Source organism: Cupriavidus sp. KK10 (genome assembly GCF_018223725.1).
In the GTDB taxonomy this organism is placed as follows: domain Bacteria; phylum Pseudomonadota; class Gammaproteobacteria; order Burkholderiales; family Burkholderiaceae; genus Cupriavidus; species Cupriavidus necator.
In genome coordinates, this window is the sequence record NZ_CP073677.1 from 6,191,953 (window position 1) to 6,204,643 (window position 12,691).

The window sequence follows — 12,691 nt, forward strand, 5'->3', positions numbered from 1 at the left end:
GCAGGAAATCGCCGCATTTTGGCGCTTTGCGGAGAGGCATCGTATGATCGGGGTATCCAACGCTAACGCCCCTAACGTCCAGGGCAGCCAGGCATCATGAAGCTCATTCCCGAAATCCTGCAGGCACAAGCCGAAATCCGTGCGATCCGGCGCGACATCCACGCCCACCCGGAACTCTGCTTCGAAGAACAGCGCACCGCCGACGTGGTCGCGCAGAATCTGGAATCGTGGGGCGTCGAAGTTCATCGCGGCCTGGGCACCACCGGCCTGGTGGGCGTGATCCGCAACGGCAACAGCCCGCGCACCATCGGGCTGCGCGCCGACATGGACGCGCTGCCGCTGCAGGAAGCGAACACCTTTGATCACCGCTCGCAGCACTCCGGCAAGATGCACGCCTGCGGCCACGACGGCCACACCGCCATGCTGCTCGGCGCGGCGCGCTACCTGGCGCAGCACAAGCCCTTCGACGGCTCCGTGCACCTGATCTTCCAGCCGGCCGAGGAAGGCGGCGGCGGCGCCCGTGAAATGATCAAGGACGGCCTGTTCGAGCGCTTTCCGTGCGACGCGGTGTTCGGCGTGCACAACTGGCCGGGCATGCCGGTCGGCACGTTCGGCACGCGCGCAGGCCCGCTGATGGCATCGAGCAACGAGTTCCGCATCGTGGTGCGCGGCAAGGGTGCGCATGCGGCCATGCCCAACAATGGCAACGACCCGGTCTTCACCGCGGCGCAGATCGTGTCGGCGCTGCAGGGCATCATCACGCGCAACAAGCGCCCGATCGATACCGCGGTGATCTCGGTCACGCAGTTCCACGCCGGCGACGCCACCAATATCGTGCCGGACCAGGCCTGGATCGGCGGCACGGTGCGCACGTTCACGGTGCCGGTGCTGGACCTGATCGAACGGCGCATGGAAGAAGTGGCGCGCGCGGTGGCGGCGGCGTTCGACTGCACCATCGAGTACGAATTCCACCGCAACTATCCGCCGACCGTCAACAGCGAGGCTGAGACCGGCTTTGCCACCGAGGTCGCCGCCGAACTGGTCGGGCCGGACAACGTCGACAGCAATGTCGAGCCCACCATGGGCGCCGAGGATTTCTCGTTCATGCTGCAGCACAAGCCCGGCTGCTACCTGTTCCTGGGCAACGGCGACGGCGGCCATCGCGACGCTGGCCATGGCATCGGGCCCTGCATGCTGCACAACCCGAGCTACGATTTCAACGACGAACTGCTGCCGGTCGGCTCGACGTTCTTCGTGCGGCTGGTGGAAAAGTGGCTGGCGCCTGCGTGACGTTACGTACCTGAGCACAGCACAACGATAACAAGAGGGGAGCATCCGGATGGGCCGCCTGGCGCTGGATCGCGAGACAGCGCGCAGCTTCGCGCGCGTGGCGCTGGACAATATCCTGCGCCGCTATCCGTACAAGCTGGACCACATGATGGCCAGCGCCGGTGACCTGGCCGAACCGGCGGCCTGGCATCCGGTCTTCTGCGGCAGCTACGACTGGCACTCCAGCGTGCACATGCACTGGTTGCTGGTGCGGCTGCTGGCGCTGTCGCCGGACCTGGAGGAGGCGCCGCGCATCCGCGCAACGCTGGATGCCCAGCTGCGCCCAGAGCACATCGCGGTCGAACTGGCCTACTTCCAGCGGCCCCATTCGCGCACCTTCGAGCGCCCCTATGGCTGGGGCTGGATGCTGAAACTGCAGGCGGAGTTGCTGGTGCTGGCGCGGCAGGACGCCCAGGCAGCCACCTGGGCCGAGGCGTGCGCGCCGCTGGCATCGCACCTGTCACGGCAACTGGCGGATTTCCTGGATGCAGCGGTTTTCCCGGTGCGCACCGGCACCCATTACAACAGCGCCTTCGCCCTGGTGATGGCCATGGCCTATGCACGCACGCACCAGGACCTCACCTTGCGGCGCGCCATCGTGCGGCGGGCCCACCGCTGGTTCGGACATGATCAGAAATACCCGGCGCGGTATGAGCCCGGCGGCGATGAATTCCTGTCCGGCGGGCTGACCGAAGCCGTGCTGATGCACGCCGTGATGGACGGCTGCGCGTTTTCAGAATGGTGGGAGTTGTTCGTGCCGGGGCAGGTGGAACTGGCCAACTGGCTGACGCCGGTCGAAGTGACCAATCGCAGCGATCCCAAGACCTCGCACCTGGACGGACTCAATCTGTCTCGCGCCTGGTGCTGGCGCATGCTGGAGCCCGCCCTGCCCGACCCGCTGCGGCCGCTGGCCATCCGGGCCTGGTCGGACCATCTCGAAGCGTCGCTGCCGCAGGCGGTCGAGGGCGAGTATGTGTCGACGCACTGGCTGGCCTCGTTCGCGGTGCTCGCGCTGGCCGAGCCGATCGGCGGCTGACGGCGCCGCCAGCGTCCTTCAGTCCAGCGCGATGTCGCCGTACCAGGACTCGGCCTTGCTCTTGGTGTTATCGGTATCGGTCATGATGCCCACGGCGATGACCCGGCCGGGGTCTGTCCCGAAGGCCTTGCGGTAGTCGGCGCGCAGGTCGCGCTCATGGCAACGCCACTCATTGGCGTGCTTCATGCCGCTATCCACCACGATCATGCGCACCCTGTCAGTGTGCGGATTTTTCACCACTGAGCCTTCCGCGCGCCGTCCGCCCCAGATATACATCAGCGTGGCGTAGGGCATTTCGCGGCCGGTGGTCAGCCGCGCCATCTCGTACATCAGCTGGTCTTTCAAGGACAATGCACCCTTGTCGCCGTCGAAGGCGACAAACAGGCGCAACGGCGAATCCTCGCGCGGGCCGTGGCTGTTGTCAGCGTTGCGGATAATGCCGCTGGTCTTCCAGGTCCAGCGCAGCATGCCGGCATCGCGATCGCGCAGCGGGACATACAGGCCGGAGGCTGAGCTCTCGGCCTGCGCATGGACGACCACGCGCTGGTCGACCTCTACCATCGAATAACGGGTGGGCGTCTTGTTGCGGTTGATGGTCCACGGCTGCCAGCCGACCGGCAACTGGCCGCGATGCGGTGAGACCGAGAACAACGGCAGCGTGGCCAGGGTCGGCGGCGGCGCGGCATCGGCGACTTCGCCGTCGTCACCCGCCTCGGCTTCCGCCGCATTGGTGTTGGCGGCAGCCAGCGGGTCGGGCGACGACACCGCAGGCAGCGCCGGGTCCGTCTGCGCTGCCACGTACGCGGTCATGCGCCTGGCGAACGTCTGGCAATCGATCGCGGAAGTGCCTGCCGTATTGGCCGTGTCATCCGAATGAACCGCGGAAACAGGGGGAGTGGATGCGCATCCTGCCAGCAGCAGCGCGCCGGCGGCGCCAGTCAAAACCAGCCGAAACACCTTGGCCGTCATGTAACCCCTCGAAACCCGAATCCGGACCTGCTCTGTTGGCAAGGGTCCGGCTATTGCCCACTACTTGCTGCAAACACATGTTGCAACCGCCTTCGTGCCGCATGTGGGCACTTGGGTGTCGACCATAGCAGAAGGCGCGCAGTCCCGGAATGCTCGGCGACCCGCGTTGCGGCATGAAAACAACGAGGACGCGCATGCCTGCGCCGGCCACGGCATTTTCGCCGCGCCAAAGCAAAAACCCCCAAGCCTTTTGGGCTGGGGGTTCTGCGGTATAAGAGCCTGGCGATGACCTACTTTCACACGGGTATCCGCACTATCATCGGCGCGGAGCTGTTTCACGGACCTGTTCGGGATGGGAAGGGGTGGTTCCAGCTCGCTATGGTCACCAGGCATAAGGGGTTGCAGCGCTGAGGTTGAGGTCAACGCTGCGAATAGGGATGTAGTTGGGGTTGTGTGTCTTGTGTCAACTGTTTCGGCACAGTCGCGATCACACACCAGGCAAAACACACTGGTTATAGGATCAAGCCTTACGGGCAATTAGTACTGGTTAGCTTAACGCATTACTGCGCTTCCACACCCAGCCTATCAACGTCCTGGTCTCGAACGACCCTTCAAGGAGGTCAAGCCTCCAGGGAATCCTCATCTTCAGGCGAGTTTCCCGCTTAGATGCTTTCAGCGGTTATCTCTTCCGTACATAGCTACCCTGCGATGCCTCTGGCGAGACAACAGGTACACCAGCGGTACGTCCACTCCGGTCCTCTCGTACTAGGAGCAGCCCCCGTCAAGATTCCAACGCCCACGGCAGATAGGGACCAAACTGTCTCACGACGTTTTAAACCCAGCTCACGTACCTCTTTAAATGGCGAACAGCCATACCCTTGGGACCGGCTACAGCCCCAGGATGAGATGAGCCGACATCGAGGTGCCAAACACCGCCGTCGATATGAACTCTTGGGCGGTATCAGCCTGTTATCCCCAGAGTACCTTTTATCCGTTGAGCGATGGCCCTTCCATTCAGAACCACCGGATCACTATGTCCTGCTTTCGCACCTGCTCGACTTGTCGGTCTCGCAGTTAAGCACGCTTTTGCCATTGCACTTTAGGTACGATGTCCGACCGTACCAAGCGTACCTTCGAACTCCTCCGTTACACTTTGGGAGGAGACCGCCCCAGTCAAACTGCCTACCATGCACTGTCCCCGACCCGGATTCACGGGTCAAGGTTAGAACCTCAAACAAACCAGGGTGGTATTTCAAGGACGGCTCCACGTGAACTAGCGTCCACGCTTCAAAGCCTCCCACCTATCCTACACAGATCGGTTCAAAGTCCAATGCAAAGCTACAGTAAAGGTTCATGGGGTCTTTCCGTCTAGCCGCGGGGAGATTGCATCATCACAAACACTTCAACTTCGCTGAGTCTCGGGAGGAGACAGTGTGGCCATCGTTACGCCATTCGTGCAGGTCGGAACTTACCCGACAAGGAATTTCGCTACCTTAGGACCGTTATAGTTACGGCCGCCGTTTACCGGGACTTCAATCAAGAGCTTGCACCCCATCATTTAATCTTCCGGCACCGGGCAGGCGTCACACCCTATACGTCCACTTTCGTGTTTGCAGAGTGCTGTGTTTTTATTAAACAGTCGCAGCCACCATTTTATTGCAACCCCTTCACCCTTCTGGCGCAGGCCAGTCAAGCTACCAGGGCGTACCTTATCCCGAAGTTACGGTACCAATTTGCCGAGTTCCTTCTCCCGAGTTCTCTCAAGCGCCTTAGAATACTCATCTCGCCCACCTGTGTCGGTTTGCGGTACGGTCTCGTATGACTGAAGCTTAGAGGCTTTTCTTGGAACCACTTCCAATTGCTTCGCAGCACTAGGCCGCTCGCCCCACATCCTTGAATTCCGCGCCCGGATTTGCCTGAGCGCCTTCTCCAATGCAGGGACCGGGACTTCCAACACCCGGACAACCTTCCGCGATCCGTCCCCCCATCGCATCATACGACGGTGCAGGAATATTAACCTGCTTCCCATCAGCTACGCATCTCTGCCTCGCCTTAGGGGCCGACTCACCCTACGCCGATGAACGTTGCGTAGGAAACCTTGGGCTTACGGCGAGGGGGCCTTTCACCCCCTTTATCGCTACTCATGTCAGCATTCGCACTTCCGATACCTCCAGCATCCTTTACAAGACACCTTCACAGGCTTACGGAACGCTCTCCTACCACGCACATTACTGTGCGTCCGCAGCTTCGGTATATAGCTTAGCCCCGTTACATCTTCCGCGCAGGACGACTCGATCAGTGAGCTATTACGCTTTCTTTAAAGGGTGGCTGCTTCTAAGCCAACCTCCTGACTGTTTTAGCCTTCCCACTTCGTTTCCCACTTAGCTATATTTGGGGACCTTAGCTGGCGGTCTGGGTTGTTTCCCTCTTGACACCGGACGTTAGCACCCGATGTCTGTCTCCCGTGATTGCACTCTTCGGTATTCGGAGTTTGCTATGGCGGGGTAATCAGCAATAGACCCCCCAACCATGACAGTGCTCTACCCCCGAAGGTGAGACACGAGGCACTACCTAAATAGTTTTCGGAGAGAACCAGCTATTTCCAGATTTGTTTAGCCTTTCACCCCTATCCACAGCTCATCCCCTAACTTTTCAACGTTAGTGGGTTCGGTCCTCCAGTACGTGTTACCGCACCTTCAACCTGGCCATGGATAGATCATCTGGTTTCGGGTCTACACCCAGCGACTCAACGCCCTGTTCGGACTCGCTTTCGCTACGCCTTCCCTAATCGGTTAAGCTTGCCACTGAATGTAAGTCGCTGACCCATTATACAAAAGGTACGCCGTCACCCCTTACGAGGCTCCGACTGTTTGTATGCATGCGGTTTCAGGATCTATTTCACTCCCCTCCCGGGGTTCTTTTCGCCTTTCCCTCACGGTACTGGTTCACTATCGGTCGATCACGAGTATTTAGCCTTGGAGGATGGTCCCCCCATCTTCAGACAGGATTTCACGTGTCCCGCCCTACTTGTCGTACACCTAGTTCCACAACGCTGTTTTCGCATACAGGGCTATCACCTGCTATGGCCGGGCTTTCCATCCCGTTCTGCTAACAATGCTGCTAAAGAGTACAAGGCTCTTCCCATTTCGTTCGCCACTACTTTGGGAATCTCGGTTGATTTCTGTTCCTGCAGCTACTTAGATGTTTCAGTTCGCCGCGTTCGCTTCCCTGACCTATGTATTCAGTCAGGGATGACCCATACGGGCCGGGTTTCCCCATTCGGACATCTCCGGATCAAAGCTTGTTTGCCAGCTCCCCGAAGCTTTTCGCAGGCTACCGCGTCCTTCATCGCCTGTGATCGCCAAGGCATCCACCACATGCACTTGTTCGCTTGACCCTATAACGAGTGTGTCTCGATTGCTCGAAACAGTCGCTACAGGATGAGTTCTCGCATTTGTGCCGTATTCCAAGTCATCTTTCGATCACTTAAATACATTTTGGTTGATACAATCACAACCCGGTATCGCGTTTTGTACTGCAGCGTCTCATCAACGCTTCGCGACACCTTTACTACATCCCATATTTTTAAAGAACAGCCGATCATTCGATCGCTTGGCAATGCCAAATGGAAACACTCGCAACTCAGCGTCGCGAAGCGCTTTCATTTGACAACCAATCCAAGGTACCAGGTAGTGGTGGAGGATGACGGGATCGAACCGACGACCCCCTGCTTGCAAAGCAGGTGCTCTCCCAGCTGAGCTAATCCCCCTTCGGATAACTTGGTGGGTCTGGTAGGACTTGAACCTACGACCCCCGCCTTATCAAGACGGTGCTCTAACCACCTGAGCTACAGACCCTTGGCTGTAACAGCAAACAAACCGATAAGTGTGAACGCTAGGCTTGAGACACAAGCCTCTAGAAAGGAGGTGATCCAGCCGCACCTTCCGATACGGCTACCTTGTTACGACTTCACCCCAGTCATGAACCCTGCCGTGGTAATCGCCCTCCTTGCGGTTAGGCTAACTACTTCTGGCAAAACCCACTCCCATGGTGTGACGGGCGGTGTGTACAAGACCCGGGAACGTATTCACCGCGGCATGCTGATCCGCGATTACTAGCGATTCCAGCTTCACGTAGTCGAGTTGCAGACTACGATCCGGACTACGATGCGTTTTCTGGGATTAGCTCCCCCTCGCGGGTTGGCAACCCTCTGTACGCACCATTGTATGACGTGTGAAGCCCTACCCATAAGGGCCATGAGGACTTGACGTCATCCCCACCTTCCTCCGGTTTGTCACCGGCAGTCTCTCTAGAGTGCCCTTTCGTAGCAACTAGAGACAAGGGTTGCGCTCGTTGCGGGACTTAACCCAACATCTCACGACACGAGCTGACGACAGCCATGCAGCACCTGTGTCCACTTTCCCTTTCGGGCACCTAATGCATCTCTGCTTCGTTAGTGGCATGTCAAGGGTAGGTAAGGTTTTTCGCGTTGCATCGAATTAATCCACATCATCCACCGCTTGTGCGGGTCCCCGTCAATTCCTTTGAGTTTTAATCTTGCGACCGTACTCCCCAGGCGGTCAACTTCACGCGTTAGCTACGTTACTGAAGAAATGAATCCCCAACAACTAGTTGACATCGTTTAGGGCGTGGACTACCAGGGTATCTAATCCTGTTTGCTCCCCACGCTTTCGTGCATGAGCGTCAGTGACGTCCCAGGGGGCTGCCTTCGCCATCGGTATTCCTCCACATCTCTACGCATTTCACTGCTACACGTGGAATTCTACCCCCCTCTGACATACTCTAGCCTTGCAGTCACAAGCGCCATTCCCAAGTTGAGCTCGGGGATTTCACGCCTGTCTTACAAAACCGCCTGCGCACGCTTTACGCCCAGTAATTCCGATTAACGCTCGCACCCTACGTATTACCGCGGCTGCTGGCACGTAGTTAGCCGGTGCTTATTCTTCCGGTACCGTCATCGACCCCGGGTATTAACCAGAGCCATTTCTTTCCGGACAAAAGTGCTTTACAACCCGAAGGCCTTCTTCACACACGCGGCATTGCTGGATCAGGGTTGCCCCCATTGTCCAAAATTCCCCACTGCTGCCTCCCGTAGGAGTCTGGGCCGTGTCTCAGTCCCAGTGTGGCTGATCGTCCTCTCAGACCAGCTACTGATCGTCGCCTTGGTAGGCTTTTACCCCACCAACTAGCTAATCAGACATCGGCCGCTCCTGTAGCGCGAGGCCTTGCGGTCCCCCGCTTTCACCCTCAGGTCGTATGCGGTATTAGCTAATCTTTCGACTAGTTATCCCCCACTACAGGGCACGTTCCGATGTATTACTCACCCGTTCGCCACTCGCCACCAGGCCGAAGCCCGTGCTGCCGTTCGACTTGCATGTGTAAGGCATGCCGCCAGCGTTCAATCTGAGCCAGGATCAAACTCTTCAGTTCAATCTCTGTGTGGAAGCCTCGCGGCTCCCTCGCTCTTTCGAGCGGTCGCTCACTCTCAGAAAACTGACTGACCAGATCCGAAGACCCAGTCACGTTTTGCTGTGCGAGCACTGCATAACTTGTGAAGCAACACTGTCCGAAGACAGTGGCGTCCGCTACCCAGCGCCCACACTTATCGGTTGTTTGGTTGTTAAAGAACTTCGCTGCCGGCTTTGCCGTTCAGCGCTGCTGCGTTGTCTGCAGCAGAGAAACGAGATTATGCAGAGCTTTCTTCGTTTCGTCAACCGTTTCAGCAACTTTTTTCGCTGCGGTCAGCGCGCTAACTTCGCTGCGCCAACCTACCCGGTCGACCCCGCAACCCTTGCTGCGTCTGCGTTGCAGCGCTGCGTTGTGTGTTGCGAGGGGGCGAATAGTAGGCCGGATTCGCGCACCTTGCAACAACTTTGTCACAACGATCCGCTAGGGGTTCCGGGGATTATGTCGTAAGCCATTGAGTGGCAAAGGAAATCCCCGAAATGACGAGTGCGGGAGAAACTTAATACCCCCGCACTGCCCTCGGGTATTCCCTGATCCAGGCCTTAGCGATGCTGAAAATTCGGGCTGCGCTTCTCGACGAAAGCGGCCATGCCTTCCTTCTGGTCTTCGCTGGCGAAGGTGGCATGGAACAGCCGGCGCTCGAAGTGCACGCCTTCGGCCAGCGTGGTCTCGTAGGCGGCGTTGACCGACTCCTTGATCATCATGACCACCGGCAGCGAGAACCCGGCGATGGTCTCGGCGGCCGCCAGCACTTCGTCCAGCAGCTTGTCGGCCGGCACCACGCGCGACACCAGGCCCGAGCGCTCGGCTTCGGCGGCGTCCATCATGCGCGAGGTCAGGCACAGGTCCATGGCCTTGGCCTTGGACACCGCGCGTGGCAGGCGCTGGGTGCCGCCGGCGCCGGGCATGGTGCCCAGCTTCACCTCGGGTTGGCCGAACCGGGCCGAATCTGCCGCAATGATGATGTCGCACATCATCGCCAGCTCGCAGCCGCCGCCCAACGCATAGCCGGCCACGCCGGCGATCACCGGCTTGCGGATCTTGCGGATGGTTTCCCAGTTGCGGGTGATGTAATCGCCCTTGTACACATCCATGAAGGAATACTTGGCCATCATGCCGATATCGGCGCCGGCGGCAAAGGCGCGCTCGCTGCCGGTAATGACGATGGCGCCGATGCCCTCATCCTGGTCGAAGGCGGTCAGCGCGGCGCCAAGCTCGTCCATCAGCGCGTCATTGAGCGCGTTCAGGGCCTTCGGGCGGTTCAGCGTGACCAGGCCAACACGGCCACGGGTCTCGACCAGGATGTTTTCGTACGGCATGTCTTCTCCTATGTATTTGCAGGCGGATGGCACCGTCGCCACCGGCTGCGGGCTATTCTGCCACCGGTTGCGGTGTGGCGGCGCAGGCGCCGCCTAGAGCATGTGCGCCAGGAATTCGCGGGTGCGCGCGTGAGCTGGTGCCCCGAACACTTCCTCAGGCGGCCCTTCCTCCAGGATCCTGCCCTCGTCCATGAACACAACGTGGTTTGCCACTTCCCGCGCAAACCCCATCTCATGCGTGACAACCAGCATGGTCATATGTTCTTCAGCCAGTTGCCGCATGGTGCGCAGCACCTCCCCCGTCAACTCCGGGTCCAGCGCGGAGGTCGGCTCGTCGAACAGCATGATGTCGGGCTCCATGGCCAGCGCCCGCGCAATCGCCACCCGTTGCTTCTGGCCGCCTGACAGGCGAGCCGGGTAGCTGTCCCGCTTGCCCAGCAGGCCAACCTTGCGCAGCAGCTCTTCGGCCTTGGGCACCACAACATCGCGCGCCAGTCCCTTGACGGTCATGGGGGCTTCGATAATGTTCTGCAGCACCGTCATGTGCGGAAACAGGTTGAACGACTGGAACACCATGCCCATCTTCCGGCAGATGCGGCGCACTTCCGCGTCCGCCACATATCTGGCTGCGCCGTCAGGGCCGGCTGCCGCCAGCGCCTCGCCTTCGATTTCAAGGGTGCCGCGGTCGATCACCTCAAGATGATTCAGGCAGCGCAGCAAGGTACTCTTGCCCGAGCCCGAGGGTCCGATCACCGCGGTGACATCCCCCTTGCGCAAGGTCAGGGAGACACCGCGCAAGACCTCCAGTGGCCCGAACGATTTGAAGAGATCCCGCGCCGCGATCATGATGCCGGGCGCATTGTGGGAATTGGCGCCGGTCGGGCTAGTCATCATGTTTGGCATAGCGTTTTTCGAGATTCTGGAAGAACCAGGTCAGAATCAGCGTCATCAGCAGATAGAAGAGCGCGGCGACCAGGAAAGGCGTGGTGGTGAAATCACGCTGCACGATGCCGCGCGCGGTGCGAAGAATATCGTTGAGGGCCAGCACGTAGATCAGGGACGTGTCCTTGATCAGCGTGATGGTTTCATTGCTGACCGGCGGCAACACCCGGCTGACCATCTGCGGCAGCACGACCCGCCGCATGGTCTGGAAATAGTTCATGCCCAGCGCCTTGCTGGCTTCATACTGGCCGCGATCGACCGACTTGATCCCGGCGCGGAAGATTTCCGCGAAATAGGCAGCGTAGTTCAGGGCGAAGGCCACCACCGCGGCGGGAAAGTCAGGCAGGCGCACGCCGATGACCGGCACGAACGGCAGCGCGAAATAGATAAACAGCATCTGCAGCATCAGCGGCGTGCCGCGCATCAGCCAGATATAGCCATTGACCAGGCCGCTCAGCCACGGCCATGACGAGATGCGTGCCAGCGCCAGCGCAAGCCCCAGCGGCACCGACAGGGCAAGCGTGATGGCGAATAGTGTGAGCGTGACTTGCGCACCCTGCGCCAATGGCGCCAGAAGAGATAAGACGTAGTCCATGCTCGCGCGAAACAGAAGGAGGTGGGATCCCAGGCGCCGGGCCGGCGCGTGAGTCCGGATGTGGCGCGGCGCCCTGCCGGAACGGCGCAGGGCGTCACGCAGCGTCTGGATTACTTGGTGATGTCAGTGCCGAACCACTGGGTGGCGATGCGGGCGGCCGTGCCATCCTGCTTCATGGAGGCCAGGGTCTTGTCGAGCTTGCCGAGCAGCTCGGCGTCATCCTTGCGCACGCCGACGCCATATTCTTCCGTGCCGAAGTTTTCCTCCAGCACCTTGTATTCGCCGGCACGCTTGCTGATCAGGTAGCGGCCCACCACTTCATCCACCACAATTGCATCGAGGCGGCCGGTCGACAGGTCCATCAGGGCCGTGACGTTATCGCCGAAGGTCTTGAGTTCCTTCAGGCTGGCGGCGACCTGGCTTTCCTTCTTGATCGCATCCACCGCGCTGCTGCCGTCCTGCGCGCCGACGATGCGGCCGGCCAGGTCGGCCTTGGCCTTCACCGGCGAGCTGGCACCGACGATGACGATCTGGTGGTTGGTCATATAGGGCGCGGTGAAGCTGATGTTCTTCTTGCGCTCTTCGGTGATGGTCAGCCCGTTCCACAGCACATCCACGCGCTTGCCGTTGAGTTCCGCCTCCTTGGCGCTCCAGTCGATCGGCTTGAATTCGACCGTCATGCCGAGACGGCGGCTGGCCTCCTTGGCCATATCGATATCGAAGCCGACGAGCTCATTCTTGTCATCGCGAAAACCCATGGGTGGGAAGTTGTCGTCCAGGCCGACAATGATCTTGGTGGCCGTGTCGGCGCCGGCAGCAGGGGCCGCTTCTTTCTTGCCGCACGCCGCAAACAGCGCCACGGACGAAATCAGGAGTAATGCAGCGATCTTCTTCATAGGATTTCCAATGCGAATAGGCGAGCATGCCGGTATCCGCACACAGATGTCGGCCGGCAGGTTTCAGATTGTTGTTGGCAGCGCGATTATAGAGCGACGCCCGCGACCGCCATTGCGG

General features: G+C 59.8%; 7 protein-coding genes, 2 tRNA genes and 3 rRNA genes. 2 read left to right on the forward strand and 10 right to left on the reverse strand.

Going from position 1 to position 12,691, the window contains the following annotated elements; translation table 11 throughout:
- The first annotated feature begins 96 nt into the window (after positions 1–96).
- Entirely contained in the window at positions 97–1,290 is a 1,194-nt protein-coding gene (locus tag KB879_RS28805) for a M20 aminoacylase family protein (protein ID WP_211980334.1), read from the forward strand.
- A gap of 49 nt (positions 1,291–1,339) precedes the next feature.
- The gene (locus tag KB879_RS28810; protein ID WP_013958099.1) at positions 1,340–2,365 is read left to right on the forward strand and encodes a DUF2891 domain-containing protein; all 1,026 of its coding nucleotides are present in this window, start codon (positions 1,340–1,342) and stop codon (positions 2,363–2,365) included.
- Between the two features lie 18 nt (positions 2,366–2,383).
- Here KB879_RS28810 and KB879_RS28815 read toward each other — a convergent pair whose 3' ends face one another.
- The 10 genes from KB879_RS28815 to KB879_RS28860 form a co-directional block, all read right to left on the reverse strand.
- Positions 2,384–3,334 carry a DUF3047 domain-containing protein gene (locus KB879_RS28815; protein ID WP_211980335.1) on the reverse strand — a complete coding sequence of 317 codons (951 nt, stop codon included), beginning with the start codon at positions 3,332–3,334 and terminating at the stop codon, positions 2,384–2,386.
- Between the two features lie 277 nt (positions 3,335–3,611).
- Positions 3,612–3,724 (reverse strand): 5S ribosomal RNA (gene rrf / locus KB879_RS28820).
- Positions 3,725–3,850: 126 nt separating this feature from the next.
- Positions 3,851–6,731 (reverse strand): 23S ribosomal RNA (locus tag KB879_RS28825).
- A 296-nt stretch (positions 6,732–7,027) separates the two neighbouring features.
- Positions 7,028–7,103, reverse strand: a tRNA-Ala gene (locus tag KB879_RS28830).
- A gap of 11 nt (positions 7,104–7,114) precedes the next feature.
- Positions 7,115–7,191: transfer RNA gene (locus KB879_RS28835), tRNA-Ile, on the reverse strand.
- A gap of 62 nt (positions 7,192–7,253) precedes the next feature.
- Positions 7,254–8,785: ribosomal RNA gene (locus tag KB879_RS28840) — 16S ribosomal RNA — on the reverse strand.
- The 16S, 23S and 5S rRNA genes sit together here with 2 tRNA genes alongside, the layout of an rRNA operon.
- A gap of 578 nt (positions 8,786–9,363) precedes the next feature.
- Complete coding sequence (locus KB879_RS28845) at positions 9,364–10,140, reverse strand: enoyl-CoA hydratase (protein ID WP_013958101.1); 777 nt, start codon at positions 10,138–10,140, stop codon at positions 9,364–9,366.
- Between the two features lie 93 nt (positions 10,141–10,233).
- Positions 10,234–10,986, reverse strand: coding sequence for an amino acid ABC transporter ATP-binding protein (locus KB879_RS28850; protein WP_211982339.1), 753 nt, complete (start codon positions 10,984–10,986; stop codon positions 10,234–10,236).
- Between the two features lie 37 nt (positions 10,987–11,023).
- The gene (locus KB879_RS28855) at positions 11,024–11,677 is read right to left on the reverse strand and encodes an amino acid ABC transporter permease (protein ID WP_211980336.1); all 654 of its coding nucleotides are present in this window, start codon (positions 11,675–11,677) and stop codon (positions 11,024–11,026) included.
- 110 nt (positions 11,678–11,787) lie between these two features.
- Positions 11,788–12,573 carry an amino acid ABC transporter substrate-binding protein gene (locus KB879_RS28860; protein WP_211980337.1) on the reverse strand — a complete coding sequence of 262 codons (786 nt, stop codon included), beginning with the start codon at positions 12,571–12,573 and terminating at the stop codon, positions 11,788–11,790.
- Between the last annotated feature and the right edge of the window lie 118 nt (positions 12,574–12,691).